This window comes from Pseudoscardovia suis (assembly GCF_002797875.1).
Classification (GTDB): domain Bacteria; phylum Actinomycetota; class Actinomycetes; order Actinomycetales; family Bifidobacteriaceae; genus Pseudoscardovia; species Pseudoscardovia suis.
On sequence record NZ_PGFC01000011.1, the window covers coordinates 1 to 22,260 of the forward strand.

Sequence of the window (22,260 nt, forward strand, 5' to 3'; positions counted from 1 at the left end):
CCATTCCGAACCTGGAAGCTAAGGCCCGGCACGGCGATGGTACTGCACCCGGCAGGGTGTGGGAGAGTAGCACGCCGCCGCACCAACACTCACACGGGGGGTCCCGGGGATCGGCCACACGCCAACCCCGGGACCCCCTTCACATACCCACACAAAACAAACAAACCGCATAAGCGCACCCGCACGCACGGGCACACACACGGGGCACACCCTGCATACGCACAATCCTCGCGCAGATATCCTTGTGCGCACTGCATGCATCTCTTTTGTGTCAGGGGTACATCATTCGAGAAGGAACAGCATGGCATATTATTTCGTGCCGAAGCGCTGCCCTTCAACCAGCAAAATCATGTACGTGCAGCGTCAGACGGCCTTGCGGGCAGCTGACCAAAGCGAAACAGAGCGGGGTGTGCGTCTGTGGGTGTACAAATGTGGTTTTTGTGGCACATGGCACCTCACGCATACGCCACCTCATTCTGATTATGGTGAAGCCGATTCGTTCCGATCAGCCGGTGGCCACAAGCCGCACTCCCGCAAGCGCGGTTACAAGCCGCGTCGTCGTTAGACGCCGCTATTGATATCCGCCTATTAGTAATCGCCTGTAAGCGCGCTGGCTGTATGCGTGCTGTAAGGGAAATGGCATGTGACGGCCACGTCACCCAGTCATCCTAGTGCTGGGCTGACGCTAGTGGCAGGGGCTTATTGCGCGTTGCCCTTCTTGCCCTTGTGCATAGGGCTGTGTCCGATAATCGCGTCCACTACCATTCCAATCGCTACCGAGGCAGCCGCGCTGGCTGCGCCAGCAAGAGCTGCCTGCAGTATGCGCAGCCCTTTTGACTCCGGGTTGAATCCATGTTTGGTCACTCCCGCTCGCCATGCGCGAGTGGTGATGGCATCCACCACTATCGATCCCAGAGATGTAGCAACGAATCCAAAGAGCGCGCGCATGGGGCCATTGGGGTCGGCCTGTGCCTGCTCTGTACTGCCTTTCACGGCATCATTGGCGTGATTGATGAGGCGAATGATCTCTTCTTTGTGTTCCATAGGCTCATTGTATGGCGAGTCGGTCTGGACTTGCTACAGTGGTTGTATGACACAGGAACGTTATGGTCGCATAGTTCTTCTCAGGCACGGCGAAACGGCTTGGAGCATCTCAGGCCAGCACACTGGCCGCACGGACCTGCCGCTGACCTTTAACGGCGAAGACCAAGCGCGCGAGGCTGGTGAACGCTTGCGCAAGCGCTTCCCCGATGGCTTCCTGCCTGATCACATTTTTGTCTCACCGCTGGAACGTGCCCAGTCCACTGCTCGTTTGGCGGGGTTTCCGAATTATCATGTCACTGCGCAAATCGCTGAATGGGATTATGGTGCGGCGGAGGGGCGCACGCGTGCCATGATGGCGCAGGCGCTCGGTGTGCAGTCGTGGAACGTCTGGGATGATGGTCCTTTGGAGCTTCCGGAGGATTTGCAGGGTGAGCATAATGAAATGCTGCCGGACGGCACTGTTGTGCACGTGGTCAATGGTCCCGGTGAATCCGCTGAAGAAGCGGCGCATCGCACGGCGACCCTGCTGGAATCATTGGAGCCAATCGTGGCCGGCGGCGATGACGTGCTGTGTGTGGCTCACGCCCACATTTTGCGGCTTCTCACCACTGTGTGGCTTGGCCAACCGGCTGATTTCGCCCGTCACTTGGAGCTAGACACCGCGCACTTCGCGATTCTTGGCTTCCATAATGATGAGCACGTCATCCAGGCGTGGAACCTGTAGGGACGCGCTCTGAATAATCATTCGGAAAGCATGATTCGGAAAAGCATGATCCGAAAACCATAATTCCAGGGTTCCGTCGGTGACACAGCCAGTTGGCTTGTGGACTACCGTCGGAACCCTTAATGTATCTGTGCCCGGCTGACCTCTTGTCAGGCAGGCGCCACGAAGAATCGCCGGCACCGAGTATCGAACGCCATTCGAACACGGCTTTTCATCGAACTTTTGCGGTTCCTTGCTCTTTCTTTCAATTATTCATCACTTGTTTTGCGAGTTGACGGCCGGGTTCGTGATAGTCTAAAACAGGTAATGAGCTTATCTCCGTCTCTCAGTGTTGAGAGGGGAGAGGAGGGAAGAAGCACATGATCTCAATGATCGGTAAGTCCATCCGACGGTGGTGGGCCTTGTTTACTTTGCCTACATTCCTGGCGTTCATTCTTGGGTTTCTTGCGCCGTTTGTCATCGGCGTGTATCTGAGTTTCACGAAGTTCACAACTTTGTCGAACGCCAAGTGGGTAGGTACGAGAAATTACCAGAGGGCATTGTCGGACCCCATCTTTTGGCATGCCTTGTGGTACACGACGCTGTTCACGATCGTCACCACGATCATCATCAACGTGGTCGCGTTTGCCATCGCCTACATGTTTACGAAGGCGCTCAAGGGCGCGACGCTGTTCCGTACGGTTTTCTTCATGCCGAACCTCATCGGTGGCATCATCCTGGGCTATGTGTGGCAGCTGCTGCTCAACGGCGTGCTGGCGCATTGGAACGTCACGCTGACGTATTCGGCCACCTACGGTTTCTGGGGCTTGGTCATCCTTCTGTGCTGGCAGCAGATCGGCTACATGATGGTCATCTACATCGCTGGCATGCAGGCCTTGCCGGGTGACGTGATGGAAGCCGCCGCAGTGGATGGCGCGACTGGTGCGCAGACGCTGTTCCATGTCACGATCCCACTGATGATGCCGTCCATTACCGTGTGCACGTTCCTGACTGTCACGAATGGCTTCAAGCTGTTTGATCAGAACCTTGCGCTTACCAGCGGCGCTCCGTCGAGGATGTCCGAAATGCTCGCGCTCAACATTTACAACACGTTCTACGGCCGTCCCGGTTTCGAAGGCGTCGGTCAGGCGAAGGCAGTGGTCTTCTTCATCATCGTCGCCATCATTTCTCTTCTGCAGAACAAGCTGACCACGCGCAAGGAGGTGGAAGCCTGATGTTCAAGCCGTATCACCAGAGCAATAACGATAATCAGGAAGCCGATTCCCAGGAAGCAGAGGGGATGTTCGACATCCTTGATGCCGCTGGAGAACGTAAGGTGGAGCCCGCTGCGCACGCGTCTGAGCAGGCTGTTGATGCCGGCGAGGGTCAGTCTGCGGCTGATCAGGTTGATTTTGACGGCGCTTTGAAGCATGCGGACATCAAGCCGCTTGATGTGAGCGCACCTGAACCTGCTGGCGTGGAGTCCGTGGACTTCTCGGCGGTGCTCAAGCCGGTGAGCGTTGCCCAGGCGGTGGCGAATACGACGACGCCTGTCGCCGGCAATTCCGCCGCTGCCGCTCAGCCTGCTGTCGTGGCTGCAGCTGCGGCCGCCTCTCCCGAGGGCCTTGTGACTTCCGCTGCGCCTGCTGTCACCGGAACCGAACACCTTGCTGGCGTCGCGGCTGCTGGCATTGCTGCACAACCGTTGCAGCCTGCGGCTGCGGGCGAACCGAATCAGCCGGTCGTCCAGACCAAGGATTTCGCTTTCCCCGCTCCGGATGCGGCATCTGCTACCAACGTTCCGGCGGCGGATTCTTCCATCAAGTTCGACCAGACGGAAAAGCCCGTGGCCGTGGCTTCCAACGCGACAGCTGCGCCAATTGAATTCGACCAGACCAAAAAGGCTGCTCATGAGGTGGTTCCCGAGATCGCGAAGCCCGCTTCTGAGCCTGTTGAGGCTTCCGTACCTGAGAAGCCAGCTGTGGAAACCGTGAGTTTTGAGGCTGCTGAGAAGTCCGAGGCTGCTGAGAAGCCTGCAGCACCGGTGACGCCCGTTGTCCCGGACGCTCCCGCGGTCCCAGCGGTCCCAGCGGTACCCGTGGTCCCTGCGACTTCGACGGTCTCTGCAACGCCTGCAACGCCTCATGTCGCAGCTCCGGCGGCGCAGCCTGTTGCTGTTGCGCAACCCTCAGTGGCAACGCCGGCAGCAAAGACTGAGCCTGCTGCTGTGCCCGCTGCTGCTGCGCCGGTTGCCCATGCTGTCGCGCATGAGCCCGCGCCTGTTGCCGTGGCAGCTGTCGCCCCTGTCGCCCCTGTCGCCCCGGCCGCCACGAAGCCCGTCGCGAAGGCTGCTGCTGTTCCGTCCGTCGCCTCTGCCGCTGACGGCCACTCCGCCACGAGCGGCAAGGTCGCGGACAAGAACGTCAAGAAGGCCAAGGGCAGCAAGAAGAAGAACGATGATGAGGAATTCGGCCGCTCCGGCATGCTGAGCGCCGTGCATCACAGCACGGCATGGACGGTGTTCTTCGCCATCCTCTCGTTGCTGTGGATCTACCCGATCGTGCTGGTCTTCATCAACTCCTTCAAGAAGAAGCAGTTCATCACGGGTTCCGCCACGTTTGAACTGCCGAACGCAGAGAGCTGGACGAGCTTCGACAACTACACGCGCGGCGTTCAGCAGACGAACCTCTTCGCCAGCTTTGGCTGGACCGTGTTCATCACGGTGGGCGCCGTCGCACTGATTCTGGTGTGCACGAGCATGTGCGCATGGTGGATTGTGCGAGTCAACAACCTGTTCGCCAAGATCATCTACATGCTGTTCCTGTTCAACATGATCGTGCCGTTCCAGATGGTCATGTATCCGCTGTCGAAGCTCGCCAACATGATGGGCCTCGACACTCCGTGGGGTCTGTGGGTCATCTACCTGGGCTTCGGCGCAGGCCTGTCGGTGTTCATGTTCACCGGCGTGATCAAGGGCTTGCCGTCCGAGATCGAGGAATCCGCCATGATCGACGGCGCATCCGTGCCGCAGACGTTCTTCGGCATCGTGTGGCCGATGATGAAGCCGTCGATGGTGTCCGTCGCGATTTTGCAGACCATGTGGATCTGGAACGACTACCTTCTGCCGTACCTGATCCTCGATATGAAGAAGTACAAGACCATGTCGATCGCCGTGCAATACCTCAAGGGTGGTTTCGGCTCCATCGATATGGGCGCCATGATGGGCTGCCTGGTGCTCGCCATGCTGCCAATCATCATCTTCTACCTTGTGTGCCAGAAGTACATCATCGCTGGTGTGACTGCAGGCGCAGTCAAGGGCTGAGTCGTTTCCCGAACCCTTCCTGATGAAGGCGGGACCTGCGCGGTGCGTGGGTCCCGCCTTTTCTTTGTGAATTTGGGCGCTTGCGAGGTTCAGACACTTGTGAGGTTCAGGCACCTGTGTGTTCCCCATACTTGCGTGCTCCGGGGCACTCATGCGCTCCAGGTATTTATGCGCTCGGAGAGGGCGAGAGAATCTCAGAGAAGCTTGGAGAATCCATGCACCCAGATGCGCGTCCGCGGAAGATGACAGATGTTCGATATTTTTTTCGGCGTGTCGCGCCCGTTTGAGATAGGGAAGCATGGTTGCATGAGTTAAGATAAAGGGTAGATTCACAGGGATGCGCGATGGGTCCGTGGCGATGAAAAACCGACGTCGAATCAGGGAGCAAACCGCGAAAACACGGATTCCGTTTGAGAGTTCCTGTGAATTGACGCATAATTAAGTGTGTGCAAAGGCCGGAGCAGGGCTGCCCCGGGCGTTCACCGAGAGAAAGGTTCGAAGATGAATCAGAACTTGAAGAAGGCTGCCAGCATCATAGCTGTGACCGCCATGTCCATGGCGGGACTCGCCGCATGCGGTTCCAAGGATAAGTCCGGAGATGCCGCAAAGGGCGGCAAGGTTTATTACTTGAACTTCAAGCCTGAAGCAGAAGACGCATGGAAGAGCCTGGCCGCCAAGTACCAGAGCGAAACTGGTGTCGAAACCAAGGTCGTCACTGCAGCATCCAACACATATGAGTCCACGCTGAAGTCCGAGATGGACAAGGACGAAGCTCCGACGCTGTTCCAGGTCAATGGCCCTGTCGGTCTGGCAACGTGGGAGTCCTACTGCGCAGATATGAGCGACACCGAGCCTTACGCTCAGCTCAATGACCAGTCCGTGGCGCTGAAGAATTCCGATGGCACCGTCGTCGCAGTCCCGTACGTCAACGAGACCTACGGCATCATTTACAACAAGGATCTGCTCAACAAGTACTTCGCGCTTTCCGATGCGAAGGTCAAGTCCGTCGATGAAATCAAGTCCTTCGACAAGCTGAAGGAAGTCGCTGACGACATCCAGGCGCACAAGGCCGACCTCGGCGTTGACGGCGCCTTCACCTCCGCTGGCTTCGACAGCTCCTCCGACTGGCGCTTCAAGACCCACCTGGCGAACATGCCTCTGTACTACGAGTTCCAGGATGACAATGTCACCACCGAGCCCGCAACCATCAAGGGCACGTACCTGAACAACTACAAGAACATCTTCGACCTGTACATCACGGACTCCACCACGGATCCGTCGCTGCTCAGCTCCAAGACCGAAACCGATGCCGAGACCGAGTTCTCGGGCAACAAGGCCGTCTTCTTCCAGAACGGTACCTGGGCATGGACCAACCTCCAGAAGGCTGGCATGAGCGCTGACTCCCTCGGCATGCTTCCGATCTACATCGGCGCCCCGGGCGAGGAGAATCAGGGCCTGACCACTGGTTCCGAGAACTACTGGTGCATCAACAACAACGCTTCCGACGCTGACAAGCAGGCCACCAAGGACTTCCTCAAGTGGCTCATCACGTCCGACGAAGGCAAGTCCGCTCTGACGAACGACATGGGCTTCGTCACTCCGTTCAAGAGCATGAACGATGAGGAGACCGACAACCCGCTCGTCAAGATCGCCAAGGCTGACACTGCCAACAGCGCAACGAAGTCCGTCAACTGGGTGTTCAGCATGATCCCGTCCGAGAACTGGAAGAACGATCTCGGCAGCGCACTGCTCAACTACGCTCAGGGCACTGGCTCTTGGGACGACGTGCAGAAGGCATTCGTTGACAACTGGGCAACTGAGTACAACCTGGCTCACGAAAGCTGACATTTCTAACACCGCGCCTTCACGGACGCGGTGACCCCTCAACCCTTCCTGATGGTGGCGTTCACAGCCGAAAGGCCGCGGACGCCACCATTTTTCGTTCTTGTCGCTCTTGCCATTCGTAGGCGCTTGGGGCTTTGTGCGGGGTGGGGCGCTCATGGAAGCCCACTGCCGCTCATTGGCGCTAGGGTGGTGTGCAGAAGACGGAAGCGGAAAGACAGAAGTGGAAAGCGAGGCTGCGCTGCATGAATTCGTTCTTTAGCTATGATTCCCCCTTCATGCGAGGGCTTGAATGGATCGTGGACGTCATCTGGGTCAACATCCTGCTCGTCGTCACATCGCTGCCGATTATCACTGTCGGCGCCGCGCTCGCCGCCTCCAATGATTCGCTGCGCCGCATACGCGAGGGCGAGGCGCATGTGACGCGCATGTACTTCCGTGCGTTTGCCTCGAATTTTGGCAAGGCAACGGCGCTGTGGGCGGTGTATGGGGTTATCGGTGCCGCGCTTGCATACACGTGGATCGTGCTGCGCATCGACGGCTTGCTCATTCCCAAAATTGCCTTCAGCGTGCTGTGGGTGATTGGTTTCGAATGGGTGTGGTACCTGCAATCACGTTTCGAAAACACCGTGGGCGCCACTTTGCGCAATTCCCTGCTGTTTGGGATTTCATATCCGCTGACGACCATTGCGCTTGCAGCGATAGACGCTGTGGCAATCTATGTGGTGTATGCGAGCTTCATGTATCTGATTCAAGGATTGTTCCTTCTGGCGGTGCTCGGACCGGGGTTCGTGCTGTCGATGCATGTGCCGATACTCGAGCGCACGATGAAAGCGCACATCGCAGCCGGCGCGCCGAACACGCCGTAATGCGGGTCGTATCCGGGCATTTGGCGGCAATGCTGGATAATCTGTGAAAGATTCGTTTTTTCGCCGTCTTGGTGCTGCCAATGCGGTACGATTCAAATCGATGTGAGCTGCACTCATGTCGTGCCGCTTCGGCGAAAACCACTATGTGCGAAACCCATATGCGGTGGCTTGGCGCGACAGTCGCGACAGTCTGGTGCAGTGACCTGTGCGCTTAACCATGCGCGATAACCATGAGAGGGGTGGTCCGATGCCGAGGCATATAAAGAGTGCTTTGGATGCTGACTATTCGTATGACTATGCCTCCGACACCCTGCGCCGCAACCGTCCGGGGCTCAAGCGCGTCCAGACGGTGCTGGTCATTGTGCTGCTTGCGGTGATTTTCGTCGGGGCCGGCGCTTCGTACTACTCCTATCGCCGCCTGCGTGACCAAGCCCGTCGCATTCAGGAACTCGAACAGGACGCCATCAAGTCCATGACGACGGGTGCGTCCGGCACGCCGTCCGACTATCTCACGGCCTTGAAAAACAACCTTTCCGCCGCGCAAAGCAGCACGGCGCAGGCCAAGGCGATCGCCCACAGCGGGCTATGGGACATTTACACCCACGTTCATGGCTACAGCACTGACGCAAAAACCCTGCGCAGCATGACCGACATCATGGATTCCATCACCACTGACGTACTGCCGCAATACACCACGGCACTCGATGGCGTGAGCGGCGCATCACTGTATAACGCAGACGGCAGTCTCAACGTCACGCCCATCACGGACGCAGTCACCCGCATCGCCAGCATGAACGACGGTCTCAAGCAGCAGATCGACTCGATGGATGCGCTCGCTGATCCGCGCGACCAGACGCTGTACGACGCTTACGAAAAAGTGGTGGATTCCTCTTCATCCGTGCTCGTGCAGATGCAGTCGCTGTCCGGTCTTTATGAGTTCCTGCCCAATCTGCTGGGCGCCAACGGTCCGCGCACATACATCGTGCTGGGTGAAGAAACCGGCATGGGGCTTGCCGCGGGCGGTTACATTGAATCCGTCGGCTGGATGACCGCGCAGAACGGCACGTTCAACGTCAATGATTTCTATTCTTCCGATCTGTGGGCGCAGAATGCGGGCGTGGCGGATGTGACGGGTGACCAAAACAACCTGTTCAACGTGATCTCCGGCATCAGCTACGGCTCCGCCTTCTCAAGCATCACCGCCAACCCGAACTTCCCGGAAGTGGCGCAGCAGGCGAATGATTTTTGGAGCGCCACTGATTTCGCCGGCCATGGCACGGACGCGGACGGGGTGATTTTGTTCGACCCGTGGGCGTTGCAGCAGCTGGTGGCGGTCAGCGGCGATGTGACGCTCAACGGCGGTTTGAAGCTCACGGCGGATGATACCGCGCAGTTCCTGGCGCATGACATCTATGATTCCGTCGACGCGGATTCCTTCGCGAAGTACTACACGGAGATCGTTGACAACATCGTCAACGAGGCATTCGCCAACATGACGATGGACAAGCTGCTCAAGCTCTCCGACGCGCTCGTGCAGTGCGCTGAGGGGCGTCACGCCTACGTGTGGTCGTTCCATTCGGAGGACCAAACGACGCTGCGTGCCACCAAGCTCGCCGGTGAGTTTTCGACTGACGCCAAGAATCCTGTTGTGGGTGTCTATAACCAGCAGAAGCACACGTCGGCAATGGACTGGTATTTGAAGCGCGTGAGCACGGTGACCAAGATGGCCGACCAGACGTATCATGTGCGCTTCGAGCTCAATAACACGCTGGGCAGCGCTGTGGACATGCCAAGCGCCATCGTGGGTGAGGCCAATAGTGAGGCGCAGGTCGGGCACCAGCTGCAGCGCGTGTATGTGTATACGCCGGCGGGTTCCGCCATCAGCAACTTCTCCGTGCAGTCAGGGGCTCAAGTGCAGACGGTGCCGCTGGGGTCCACGACGGTTTATACGTTCCAAACCGACATCGGCATGGCGGCGAACGACGTCATTGAGTTCGATGTCACCTGCTCCAAGGGTGCGGCGAACCTGCTGCTCGACCAGTCGCCGGGCAGTTCCGACGATTTGGGCGTGACCTATGATTACGGCCTGTAGCCGTGTTTGAGCGCCATGCTTCCGAGTGGGGATACGGCTCGGGGCATGGCGCTCGCTGTATGCCGGCGTTGTGGGCCTTGCGCGGTGTGTTCGAAAATTTCGACACGCCGCGCAATTTTTTGCCTTTTCTTACACTTTCGCCATATCTGAGCGGTTATCTTGGTATCAGAAAGTTTGTTGGTCTGGGGACGGGAAGGCGTAATGGCGCGAAAAGTCACCTCGGGGCCTACAGGCGGCACCGATGCCGTGACGGGAGAATTCCCCAGCATCCGCCGCTCTGAGGCTCGGCGCGGCATGGCCGATGATATGGCGGCCATGGATTCCGCTGCCATGCTTGCCGGTGACACCAGCTGCTATCCGTCATATGCGCCAATCACCATCACCTCGAGCCAGCCTCTCGTGGGCGTCGGCACGCCGGATGCCGATTTGGCGACTGACACGTCGCCAGCGAAGGCCGCGCGATCGCCCAAGAAACCCGTCAAGGGATCCATCTTGGCTGGCGCAGGGGCTGCAAGACGGGAGTCTGCTAATCGGAGCCAACGGCGGCGCGATTCCCTGAATCAAACGCCTCAATCCGAGTTCGACGGTGATGACATGGGCGGAACGCTGCTCGTGGTGCTGTTGTGGATTGCCATCGCGGGCATCATGGGGGCCATGGCAATCTGGTGGCTTCTGCCTCTGACGCCTGCATACCGTCAGGGCAAGTTGCCGCAATGGTATATGCGCGCTTCTCAGAATTCCGATTGGCTGGCCGAGGCGGCGGAATATATTCCGTTGGTCGTTGGTGCCACGGTCGTTGTCTTGCTGTTGGCATTGCTGCTGCATCGGCGCATATTGACGGCAGTGTGCATTGTGAGCATCGTGGTGGAGCTGGCGTGCGGCATCGGCTATTTCGTATCGTCGGGATCCACTCCTCAGGGGACGACGCTGAATTTGCGTGATGGGGAGGATTCTGCGATGGCACTGCCTGCTGGTGCCTCTGCCGGCGTCTCTGTTGACGTCTCTGGTGGCGTTGACGCCAGTAGTCCTTGCTGATGCCGCTGACCTTCGCTGATGCTGCCGCAGGTGTTGTTGGCGTCGGCAGGCGCCTTCTGTGAATCTCTTTGCAAATTTCTCTGCGAGTGTAATTAACCGACTTGCGTTTTCAAACTTGAGTGTAGTAGACTCAAGTTTTGTAAACGGAGGTTGTAAGAGCTCCCGATGCATGGCGTTGGCCGACGGCGTGCGTGGCGGCTCGTGAAGCTTCCGGTAAGGACGAACGAAAGAAACGAAAGAACGCGCCTGCGCGCATCACACAAAAGGCAAGCGGGCGCAATGGGAGGAACCAATATGGGACGCGCAGTTGGTATTGATTTGGGAACCACCAATTCCTGCATTGCAACTTTGGAAGGCGGTCAGCCGACCGTCATCGTGAACGCAGAGGGCGCTCGCACCACGCCGTCCGTGGTGGCATTCAGCAAGTCCGGCGAGATTCTCGTGGGCGAAGTGGCAAAGCGCCAGGCCGTGACGAACGTTGACCGCACAATCAGCTCCGTCAAGCGCCACATGGGCACTGACTGGACCGTCGAGATCGACGGCAAGAAGTGGACGCCGCAGGAGATTTCCGCGCAGATCCTGATGAAGCTCAAGCGCGACGCCGAGGCATACCTGGGTGAGCCGGTCACCGACGCGGTCATCACCTGCCCGGCATACTTCAATGATGCACAGCGTCAGGCCACGAAGGACGCTGGCACGATCGCAGGCCTCAACGTGCTGCGTATCATCAACGAGCCGACGGCCGCGGCTCTGGCATATGGCCTTGAAAAGGGCAAGGAGGATGAGCGCATCCTCGTCTTCGACCTCGGCGGCGGCACCTTCGATGTGTCCCTGCTGGAGATCGGCAAGGACGACGATGGCTTCTCCACCATTCAGGTGCAGGCCACGAACGGCGACAACCATCTGGGCGGCGATGATTGGGATCAGAAGATCATCGATTGGCTTGTCAGCGAAGTCAAGAACAAGTACGGCGTTGACCTGAGCAAGGACAAGATCGCGCTGCAGCGTCTGAAGGAAGCCGCTGAGCAGGCGAAGAAGGAGCTGAGCTCCTCCACGTCCACCAGCATCTCCATGCAGTACCTGGCCATGACGCCTGACGGCACGCCGGTGCACCTTGACGAGACGCTGACGCGCGCTCACTTCGAAGAGATGACGTCCGACCTGCTCAATCGCTGCCGCACGCCGTTCAACAACGTGCTGTCCGATGCAAACGTGTCCGTCTCCGACATCGACCACGTCGTGCTCGTCGGTGGCTCAACCCGTATGCCCGCCGTGCAGGAGCTCGTCAAGGAGCTCACCGGCGGCAAGGAAGCCAACAAGTCCGTGAACCCGGATGAGGTCGTGGCAGTCGGCGCAGCCGTGCAGTCCGGCGTCATCAAAGGCGACCGCAAGGACGTGCTGCTCATCGACGTGACCCCGCTGTCGCTGGGCATCGAGACCAAGGGCGGCATCATGACCAAGCTCATCGACCGCAACACCGCCATCCCGACCAAGCGCTCCGAGATCTTCTCGACCGCTGAAGACAACCAGCCTTCCGTGCTCATTCAGGTCTACCAGGGCGAACGCGAATTCGCGCGCGACAACAAGCCGCTGGGCACGTTCGAGCTGAGCGGCATCGCTCCGGCACCCCGTGGCGTGCCGCAGATCGAGGTCACGTTCGACATCGACGCCAATGGCATCGTGCACGTCTCCGCGAAGGACAAGGGCACCGGCAAGGAGCAGTCCATCACGATCACCGGTGGTTCCGGCCTGAGCAAGGACGAGATCAACCGCATGGTCAAGGAAGCCGAGGCTCACGAGACCGAGGACAAGAAGCGCCGCGAGGAAGCCGACACCCGTAACCAGGCCGAAGGCTTCGCATACCAGACCGAGAAGGTCCTCAACGACAACAAGTCCAAGCTCTCCGATGATGTGGTCAAGGACGTGACCGCCAAGATCGACGCTCTGAAGACCGCTCTGAAGGGCGAGGACATCGACCCCATCAAGAAGGCGCAGGAAGAGCTCATGAAGTCCGCCCAGAAGATCGGCGAAGCCCTGTATGCACAGGGTGGCGCTGATGCTGCGGCTGGTGCGGCTGGTGCCGCCGGCGCGGCTGGTGCGGCTGGCGCTGCAGGCGCAGGCAACTCCGGTTCTTCCGATGATGACGTTGTGGACGCCGAGGTGGTGGACGACGACAACAAGAAGGACGGCGAGTGATGCCGGACTTCAACAAGGATGACTATCTGGCGGGAATGAGCGACGCTGACAAGCTCGCTCACAACCCGCCGGCTGGTGCGGACGGTGATGCCGGCAAGGCTGATGCTGCTGCCAAGCCTGCTGCGGAGGACACCAAGGCTGACGCTGCCGCAGCAGCGAAGGCCGCGGGTGCTGCTCCCGCTGCCGATGGCACCACCGACGGCGACAAAGCACAGGCGGCTGGCAAGAACAACGGCACGGCTGATGCGGAATCCAATGCAGACGGAAGCCTGACCCCTCTGGGGCAGGCCAAGAAGGAAGCGGCGGATTACCTCGAAGCCCTGCAGCGTGAACGCGCTGAGTTCATCAACTACAGAAACCGCATGTCCAAAGAGCTTGACCGCAATCGTCAGCACGGCATCACCGATGTGCTGACCGCACTGCTGCCGGCGCTTGATGACATCGACCGCATTCGCGAGCATGACGGCATGGACGATTCCTTCAAGGCGGTTGCCGCGAAGATCGACAAGGCGTTTGCGAAGTTCGGCGTCGAGAAGTTCGGCGAGAAAGGCGAGCCCTTCGACCCGACCAAGCATGAGGCAGTGCTGCATAGGCAGGACGCTTCCGCTACGACGGAATCCGTCGATGCGGTGGTCGAGGCCGGCTACAAGATCGGCGACCGCGTGATTCGCGCGGCACGTGTCGTGGTCGTGGCGCCAGCTGATGACGCAACCGCTGCAGGCAATGCCGGCAGCGGAAACGCCGACACCAACGCAGGCAAGTAACACGCATCAAACCAACGGGCGGCATCCCAGCATGGGGCGCCGCCCGGCGTTTGATATATATGCACAATGTTTATGCACAATGCGTGGGATGCGATGCCCAGTATGCGGGCGCATGAAATATGCGCTGTGCATGCCGGCGCATCCTGCGTACGGCGGTGCCAGCCGCCGGTTATGCCAGGGTTTGTGGCGCGGCGGTAGTGGCACCATGAATTCACACGTCAACAGACGTTAGAAGAAAAGGAGGAGTGGAAATGGCAGAGCAAGATTGGCTCACCAAGGACTTCTACGCGGTCCTTGGCGTCAGCAAGGATGCCAGCGACTCCGATATCACCAAGGCATATCGGAAGCTGGCGCGTAAATACCATCCAGATCTTAACAAAACCCCAGAGGCTGAGGAGAAATTCAAGGATATTTCCGAGGCCTACGATGTGCTGAGCAACAAGGAACAGCGCCAGAAGTATGATGCAATCCGTTCTCTTGGCGCGGGCGGAGCTCGCTTCTCGGGAGGCAGCGGCGCCGGAGGCTTCGACGCCGGCCAGTTCTCAGACATCTTCGGATCGATGTTCGGCAATTCCGGTTTCGGCGGTGGTTTTGGCACAGACGGCAACGGTGGCGCGCACACCTATACATACAGCACCGGGGCCGGCGGACCTAACCTGTCTGACATCCTCGGCGGGATGTTTGGCGGCGGTGCCGGCAGAGGCGCAGGCTTCGGCGCGGCGCAGGAGACACGCAAGGGTGCCGACCGCAATGCGCACATCAGCCTGACGTTCCGCCAGGCGGTGGAAGGTGCCACCGTGAGCCTTTCCGCGGGCGGGCAGTCGTTCAAGACACGCATTCCCGCGGGAGTGCGCGACGGGCAGAAGATCCGCATTCCCGGCAAGGGTGAGCCTGGCATCGGTGGCGGCGCGAACGGTGACCTGTATATCGCCGTTACCGTCAAGCCTGATCCGTCCGGTGTGTTCACCGCCGAAGGACGCAACCTGCACATGCGTCTGCCGGTCACTGCCGCCGAGGCAGTGCTGGGGGGCACCGTTGAGGCACGCGACTTCGATGGGCAGACGTTCAAAATCAAGGTGCCGCAGGGCGCGGGCAACGGCAAGAAACTGCGTGTGCGCGGGCACGGCATCGACGACGGGCGCGAGACCGGCGACCTCATCGTCGAGCTTGACGTGCAGCTGCCGCAGGAGCTGAGCGCCGATCAGCGCAAGGCACTCAAGGCGTTCGACAAGGCCAGCGCGGCGTTCAACGCCGAGGTGGCGCAGAGCCGTGAACGTGGCGCGGATGAGCGCGGGGGCATGCGATGACATCGCGCGTTGACCGCCAGATCAAAAAGGCGTATCTCGTGGCAGCGGCGGCGCTGGTCGAGGGGCGTGTGTCCCTCGACCAGATGGACGAGGCTGGACTTAACGTGGAACGGCCGATTTTCACCGTCGGCCAAGTGGCGCAGGTGGCGGACATCCATCCGCAGACGCTGCGCCAGTACGATAAGCTCAACCTCATCGTGCCCCGCCGCACGCCGGGAGGCGCTCGCCGCTATTCGCTGCGTGACGTGGACCGTCTGACCCAGGCGCAGCATTTGGCGCAGGATGAGTCGATCAACTTGGCGGGCATCGCTCGCATATTGCAGCTCGATGAGGAGAACCGCCAGCTTCGCCGGCAGATTGCCCGTCTCAAGCGCGGTGCCGATTCGTTCTTTGCGGCGGCTGTGGACGGCGAGGTGGTGGAGATTCGTCGTTCCCGTCGCACTCATTCGTGGCGCCGCTCGTTGTTCAAGCCGTTGCAGCTTACCGCTTCTGTGGAAGATCTCGATGATCGCGACGATGATGAGGATGATGACGAGGATGTTAGGCACGTCGTCGCTCCCAACCATGGCAGGAGTCCCATCGCTACAGTCATGTCGGAAATCGACGAAGACGATGATGAGTAGACGGTCCCTGATACCCCTACATGACCTGATACCCCTACATGAATAGACGACGCTTACGGCGGTGATGTAACAGTTGTCTTGGAGCCTGAGGGGTGGCGTGGTATCGTGTTAGGGGGTTAACGCCACAGACAGGAGGATGAGTTGGGGGCGCGAGCATTGGGGCAGAATCTCGCTGTGGGGGATCATGATTCATCGGCGAAACAAGATAGTGAAAGCCGGCAAACCGCCGGTGAATACCGATTTTTTGATGGAACGTGGCTGAGCGACCCGCAGTTTGAGGAAACCGGAGGGCAACATCATCCTGCCGGAGGGGTGTTATCGGCGCCGAAGTGGCAGCTCGCCTTCCAGCTCGTGGTGTGCCTCGGCGATATATTGTCGATGTTGATTTCGACGCTGCTTATCTTCTTGGTGTGGCACCGATCCTATGAGACGTTGATCAGGTGGGGTGCTGAAGGGCCTGCGGTTTTCGTAGTTTTATCGTGTGCGCTGTGGATTTTGTGCCTGTATTTGTGTGGTGCATACAACCGGCATGTGATGGGCGAAGGTTACGATTTGTACACCAAAATCGCCAATTCATCCATCATGAACTTCGTGATGGTCAGCGCTGCTTCGTATTTTCTCAATGTTGATACGCCCCGTTCTCTGGCGGTGTTTACGGCGTTGCTCGGGGGGTGCATCACGTGTGTGATGCGTTGTCTCTTGCGCAACGTGTTGCGTCGTGCTCGTTCGAGGGGCGAGTGTGCCTATGATGCGTTGATCATTGGTTCGCCGGAGGGAATTCGCGCATGTTTGAAGATGCTGCGAGATAATCCTGCCGCTGGATACAGACCAGTTGCTGTGAGCGCAGTGAAGCGCGGCAAAACGAACATTGATTCGCGTGGCCATGTGGACAGCCATTTGCGTCCCACTGTTTTCGAACCGCAAACCAAGCAAGAGAACATGCTGCGTCGGCTTCCGTTTAATTCTCATCTGGCTCGGACCGCGAGCCAGTATGGCATAAAAACCGTGCTTGTGGCGGACGCGATCGACCGTTCATCCGTGGCGATGCGTGCTCTCGCTTTGTCTGTCGAGTCTCAAGGCATTGAGCTTGCCCTAAGTGTCGATGTTGCGGATGTCGCTGGTGCAGAACTGAGGGTGCGCCAGGTTCCCGGCATGCAAATACTGACTGCTCGGCTTTCGCAATACACGGTTTGGGCGCGTTTCTGGAAGCGCTTCTTCGACATCGTATTGTCGAGTATGGCGCTAGTGATCCTTGCCATCCCCATGGCGATAGTGGCGTTTTTGGTGCACCGTGAAGATGGTGGTCCTGCCATTTATACGCAAAAACGTGTGGGGCTTTATGGCAAGCAGTTCACCATTTATAAATTCCGTTCGATGAGGACAGATTCGGACCAGATTCGCGAACGTTTGATTAAGGAATCCGGCCAGCAGGATCGGTTCATCTTCAAAATGAAGGACGACCCGCGCATCACCAAGATTGGCAAGTTCATTCGCAAGACTTCCATCGACGAATTGCCGCAGTTTTTCAATGTATTGAAGGGCGACATGAGCCTTGTGGGTCCAAGGCCGCCGCTGCCGGAGGAGGTCGCAAGATACGGTTCACTGTATTCCTCGCGTCTGCTCGTAAAACCAGGCATAACTGGTGCCTGGCAGGTCTCCGGGCGCTCCGATCTGTCCGCTGAGGAATCTGAGCGTTTGGATGTCTCTTATGTAGAGAACTGGTCCCTGACAGGAGATTTCGTCATCCTGTGCAAGACCGTCAAGGTAGTGCTTGTGGGGCAAGGGTCATACTGACTTCTGATTAGTGTTTGTGGAAGTGACGCCCGCCTACGTATCTCTCATCAGATGCGTCGCGGGCGTCTTTTATCTGTTTTCGTGGGATTGTGGGGCTTTTGACCGACATTTCGCATGGGATGTTTCGGCGCCCTGCGCGTTGCGTTGCGTGAAGTGTAGTATTCTTGGCGTTGATTGTCATCGGCCTAAGGCAGGTCGATAACACCACGCAGCGAAGGATATTCGCCGCGCACCTAAGGTCACAATGCAGTGATGCAGCGTGGCCTACCAGAAATCACTTATTCATACCGTCTGAAAGGACAGTAATGGAAGGGAACACTAGGCGTAGTGGCTTGGTGCGGAAGGCCGTTGGCCTTTTCGCGTCCGTGGCGACGTTGCTCACCGGTGGCGTGATTGCCGCATCGGCAGCGTCCACTGCTTCTGCGAACACCACGGTCAGCACCACCAGCTATGACAACACCCTGGGCAATGCAACATTCGAGGCTGCGCGTAACCAGTATGGTCTTGCGCGTGAGATGAAGGATGGCAACACCCTTCACGCCTGGATGTGGTCATTCAATACCATCAAGAACAACATGAAGGCCATTGCCGAGGCAGGTTGGACGTCCATCCAGACCGAGCCGATTCAGCTGTGCAAGCAGAATGCGGCGAACGGCAAGAAGTTCGGCGACAACTGGTGGTACGTGTACCAGCCCATCGACAACGATGAGATCGGTAACTTCGTGGTCGGCACGGAAGATGATTTCAAGGCGATGAACGAGGAGGCCCACAAGTACGGCATCCGCATCATCGTTGACGTCGTGGCCAACCACATGACGTCCGACTACAGCGCCATCAAGGGTCGCTGGGCGAATTCGAGCCTGTACCGCGGTGGCGGCAAGGACTACGAGATCTCGAATTGGTCCGATCGTTATGAAATCACTCACAAGGCCCTTCTTGGCCTGTGGGAGATTGATTCCAACAATCCGACCACCGGACAGTACATGCAGGAGTTCCTCAAGAAGGCGGTCGCCGACGGCGCCGACGGCTTCCGTTTCGATGCCGCCAAGCACATCGAGCTTCCGGGGGAGTTCTCTTCTGATTCCAACGGCTCCCCGTATTGGAATTACATTCTTGACAACGGCGCGCAGTACCAGTATGGCGAAGTGCTGCAAGACAATGTCTCCCGTGATGCGGATTACGCGAACCTGTTCAATAGCCATTCCAGCAACGGCGGCGGCGTGACCGCTTCCGGTTACGGCTACACTGTGCGTACCGCCATCACGAGCGGCACGATGCGTGCCTCTGATTTGTCTAGCTATGCTGACGCAGCTTCTCCGGACAACACCGTGCTGTGGGTTGAGTCTCACGACAATTACGCGAACTCCGATAAGCTGTCCGTCTCGATTACCGATGACCAGCTCAAGCTTGGCTGGGCGATTGTGGGCTCCCGTCAGGAAGGCATGGCGCTGTTCTTCGACCGCCCCTATGGTTCCGGTGGCAGCAACGCTCAGTTCACCGAGCAGACGCAGCTGGGCGATGCCGGCTCCGATTTGTGGAAGGACAAGGCGGTCACCGCCGTCAACCACTTCCGCAACCAGATGGACGGCAACGTCGAATACCTGCACAATGCAGGTGCCAGCGGCGACAATTCCAAGTGCCTGCTCGTCGAACGCTACAATACCGACAACAGCTCGGCTGATGATGGTGTGACCGTTGCCAACTCGCAGGGCGATACCTCCCTCGTGGGCACCTCCGTCAAGCTTGATGACGGCACGTATCCGGATCAGGCCAACTCCGGCAACTCCATCACCGTCAAGGATGGCAAGATCACCGCTGGTACCGCCAAGAGCGGCGTGAGCGTGTTCTACAACCCCGGTAGCGCGAACGTCCACGGTTCCGTGAGCGCATCTCCGACGGATTCCTCCTTCAAGACTGACACGTACACGGTGTCTCTTCACGCTTCTCAGGCGACCAACCTGAAGTACACCACGTCCGAGGGCGAATCCGGCTCCTTCTCCGATGGCGACAAGATCATCATCGGTGGCTCCACCGAGGCAGGCAACACCATCACCGTGACGGTGACCGGCACTGACGCTTCCGATGGCGACAACAAAGGCAAGGCGTTGAAGAGCGTCTATACCTATACGAAGGTGGAGGCCGGCGCCATGACGCTGGCATCCCAGTATCAGACGAATCCCACCAAGGGTGCCAAGAAGACAATCACCATTGATGGCGATATCTCTGATTGGGACAACACCATGAAGATCGCACAAGGCGCCGCGAACGATGATCCGCGCGTCTACCGTGAGAACTCCATGTGGGAGGTTCCTATCGATCTCTACGCGCTGTACGGTGCATGGGACGACAACAACCTGTACCTCATGTGGGAATACACAAACGTGCAGGATGCCGTCGACCCCAGTGACGATTACCCGCTGAGCCAGGGCGTGCTGTACAAGACGCAGAACCTCGCACAGTGGATTGCCGTCAATACCGGTGACTCCTCCTCCAAGATTGGCAATGGCGCTGGCCTGCAGACCGGCGGCACCATCTGGGACAATGGCCTGACGTTCACCGAGCCGCTCAACCGTCTGATCGAAATGTCTACAAACGGCTCCAACGGCCCGTGGGTGTATGGCGGCGATAGCACCGGTCTGAGCTCCAACGCCATGTATGGTCCTGGTGTCAATGCCACCACGAATACCCAGAAGTCCGGCATCACCATGAAGTACGGCCTTGGCATCAAGGAAAGCACCGTCATGGGTATCGACGGCGGCTGGGGTCCCAACGGCAACCCTGCCCGCACTGTGGGCGATGTGTCGAGCGACAGCTCCAACTGGGTTGATTTCAATACCAAGGGCCACAGCTCTTCCACAATGGACTTCCATTATGAGATGGCCATTCCGCTCAGCGAACTGGGTCTGAGCGCCGGTGACATCGATAAGAACGGTGTCTCCGTGATGGTGCTTGGCACGATGGGCCTGTCCGCCATGGATTCGCTGCCTTACGACACCGCCATGAACGACAACGCTGATCAGCCTGACACCAAGTCCCAGGCTCTCAATTCCTATGAGAAGTCCGATAAGGACGAGATGAGCGCCAAGTTCGCTTGCGTCGGAAGCTGCCCCAATGAGGTGACCGTGGATCCTGAATCCGTGGCGATTTCGGGCACGGATGTCTCCAACGGCACCGTGACCCGCGATATCTCCACCGGCAACACCACCACGCAGCTCAAGGCGAAGGTGTCTCCGACTGGCGCAAGCCAGAGCGTGACCTGGTCCTCGTCCAACACGTCCGTGGCGACGGTGGATTCCAAGGGCAAGGTGACCATGCTCAAGGCTGGCACCGCCACCATCACCGCCAAGACCGCCAACGGCAAGACCGCAACGGTAACGGTGAAGGTGACCGGTTCCATCACGGCAGTGACGGGCATCACCCTCAACCAGAGCTCGCTGAGCCTGGACAAGGGTGCCACCTCGCAGCTGACCGCCACCATCACGCCGAGCAACGCGACCGACAAGACGGTGACGTGGAAGTCCTCGGATGATTCCGTGGCTACCGTGGATGCCAACGGCCTCGTGACCGCCAAGAAGGGCGGCACCGCGACCATCACGGCGACCTCCTCGAACGGCAAGACCGCCACTGCCACGGTGACCGTGACCGTGCCGGTTTCCAGCAACCGCATTTATGTGACTGCTCCGAGCTGGTCCTCGGTGTACGCGTACATGTACACGGGTGATGGCTCGAGCGCCGTGAGCAACGCGACCTGGCCTGGCGTGGCCCTGACGAAGATCTCCGGCACGGACAGCTGCGGTCAGTCCGGCTACTACTACGATGTGCCTGACGACCTGGCGAGCGGCGCGAAGGTGATCTTCAGTGACAACGGCAGCTCCACGAACCGCTACCCGGCTGACAAGGCGCCGGGCATGGATTACGACGGCGGCACGGTGAGCTGGAAGGTGGGCGACACGTCGCTCTCCGACGTGACCTGCAAGACGCCTGATGTGGCTGTGTCTTCCGTGTCCGTCTCCCCGTCTTCCCTGTCGCTGACTGTTGGTAATTCGCAGCAGCTGTCGGCTACGGTGAGCCCGAGCAATGCGACTAATAAGACGGTGTCGTGGAAGTCGTCTGACAGCTCGGTGGCTGCGGTGTCGTCGACCGGCGTGGTGAAGGCCGTGAAGGCCGGCAGCGCGACCATCACCGCCTCCTCGGCGAACGGCAAGACGGCGACCGCCTCCGTGGTGGTGAAGGCGGCTGGCTCGGTGACGGTGCCGGTGTCGATGGTGTCCGTGTCGGGTTCGAAGACCGTGAGCGTGGGCGCCACGACGAAGCTTTCCGCGACGGTCTCCCCGAGCAACGCGACGAACAGGACCGTTGTCTGGGGCTCCACCGATCCGAAGGTCGCGACGGTCTCCTCCGACGGCACGGTGACCGGCGTCGCCAAGGGTTCCGTCACCATCTTCGCGACGGCTGGCAATGTGTCCGCGGCGTTCGATGTGTCGGTGAAGGAGCTGACCGGCGATTCGCTGGGCGTGAGGAGGAGCGCGGTCTCCTACCTGCGCAACACCCTGTCCCAGGGGTACGCCGACACCACCGTGGAGTTCGGCAGGTCCACGGACCAGGTCCTGGTGGGCGACTGGGACGGCGACGGCAAGGACACCCTGGCCGTGCGCCGCGGCACGACCCT

Annotated in this window: 15 protein-coding genes and 1 rRNA gene; 15 read left to right on the top strand and 1 reads right to left on the bottom strand. The window is 59.0% G+C overall.

Annotation, left to right across the window (positions count from 1 at the left end; translation table 11 throughout):
* Together rrf and CLV65_RS08395 are read left to right on the top strand one after the other, a co-directional pair.
* Window positions 1-83: ribosomal RNA gene (gene rrf, locus CLV65_RS09250) — 5S ribosomal RNA — on the top strand; the annotation flags it as partial.
* Window positions 84-301: 218 nt separating this feature from the next.
* Window positions 302-565, top strand: a complete 264-nt coding sequence (locus CLV65_RS08395) for a hypothetical protein (RefSeq protein WP_094691483.1) — start codon at window positions 302-304, stop codon at window positions 563-565.
* A 134-nt stretch (window positions 566-699) separates the two neighbouring features.
* Here the strand turns inward: CLV65_RS08395 and CLV65_RS08400 are convergent, their stop codons facing one another.
* Entirely contained in the window at window positions 700-1,044 is a 345-nt protein-coding gene (locus CLV65_RS08400; protein WP_094691484.1) for a hypothetical protein, read from the bottom strand.
* A 46-nt stretch (window positions 1,045-1,090) separates the two neighbouring features.
* On the opposite strand from CLV65_RS08400, the gene CLV65_RS08405 reads away from it, so the two are divergent.
* From CLV65_RS08405 to CLV65_RS08465, 13 genes are all read left to right on the top strand, one after another.
* Window positions 1,091-1,768 carry a histidine phosphatase family protein gene (locus CLV65_RS08405; RefSeq protein ID WP_094691485.1) on the top strand — a complete coding sequence of 226 codons (678 nt, stop codon included), beginning with the start codon at window positions 1,091-1,093 and terminating at the stop codon, window positions 1,766-1,768.
* A 359-nt stretch (window positions 1,769-2,127) separates the two neighbouring features.
* A complete protein-coding gene (locus tag CLV65_RS08410; protein WP_094691486.1) occupies window positions 2,128-2,982 on the top strand; it encodes a carbohydrate ABC transporter permease in 855 nt (284 codons plus the stop codon).
* Window positions 2,983-4,229: 1,247 nt separating this feature from the next.
* A complete protein-coding gene (locus CLV65_RS08415; protein WP_094691502.1) occupies window positions 4,230-5,069 on the top strand; it encodes a carbohydrate ABC transporter permease in 840 nt (279 codons plus the stop codon).
* Window positions 5,070-5,570: 501 nt separating this feature from the next.
* Window positions 5,571-6,914 carry an ABC transporter substrate-binding protein gene (locus tag CLV65_RS08420; protein WP_094691487.1) on the top strand — a complete coding sequence of 448 codons (1,344 nt, stop codon included), beginning with the start codon at window positions 5,571-5,573 and terminating at the stop codon, window positions 6,912-6,914.
* A gap of 242 nt (window positions 6,915-7,156) precedes the next feature.
* The gene (locus CLV65_RS08425; protein ID WP_169713388.1) at window positions 7,157-7,780 is read left to right on the top strand and encodes a YesL family protein; all 624 of its coding nucleotides are present in this window, start codon (window positions 7,157-7,159) and stop codon (window positions 7,778-7,780) included.
* A gap of 271 nt (window positions 7,781-8,051) precedes the next feature.
* On the top strand, window positions 8,052-9,872 hold the full coding sequence (locus CLV65_RS08430; protein WP_157847274.1) for a DUF4012 domain-containing protein: 1,821 nt from the start codon (window positions 8,052-8,054) through the stop codon (window positions 9,870-9,872).
* 201 nt (window positions 9,873-10,073) lie between these two features.
* On the top strand, window positions 10,074-10,907 hold the full coding sequence (locus CLV65_RS08435) for a hypothetical protein (protein WP_094691489.1): 834 nt from the start codon (window positions 10,074-10,076) through the stop codon (window positions 10,905-10,907).
* A gap of 294 nt (window positions 10,908-11,201) precedes the next feature.
* Window positions 11,202-13,103, top strand: a complete 1,902-nt coding sequence (gene dnaK / locus CLV65_RS08440) for a molecular chaperone DnaK (protein WP_094691490.1) — start codon at window positions 11,202-11,204, stop codon at window positions 13,101-13,103.
* Complete coding sequence (gene grpE / locus CLV65_RS08445) at window positions 13,103-13,867, top strand: nucleotide exchange factor GrpE (RefSeq protein ID WP_094691491.1); 765 nt, start codon at window positions 13,103-13,105, stop codon at window positions 13,865-13,867. The genes dnaK and grpE overlap by 1 nt, the downstream gene beginning before the upstream one ends.
* Window positions 13,868-14,118: 251 nt before the next feature.
* Entirely contained in the window at window positions 14,119-15,174 is a 1,056-nt protein-coding gene (locus CLV65_RS08450; protein ID WP_094691492.1) for a DnaJ C-terminal domain-containing protein, read from the top strand.
* Entirely contained in the window at window positions 15,171-15,797 is a 627-nt protein-coding gene (locus CLV65_RS08455; RefSeq protein WP_094691493.1) for a heat shock protein transcriptional repressor HspR, read from the top strand. Before CLV65_RS08450 ends, CLV65_RS08455 begins: the two co-directional genes overlap by 4 nt.
* A gap of 156 nt (window positions 15,798-15,953) precedes the next feature.
* A complete protein-coding gene (locus CLV65_RS08460) occupies window positions 15,954-17,591 on the top strand; it encodes a sugar transferase (protein WP_144441894.1) in 1,638 nt (545 codons plus the stop codon).
* A gap of 305 nt (window positions 17,592-17,896) precedes the next feature.
* A partial coding sequence (locus CLV65_RS08465) for an Ig-like domain-containing protein (RefSeq protein ID WP_157847275.1) occupies window positions 17,897-22,260 on the top strand: 4,364 nt, incomplete at its 3' end.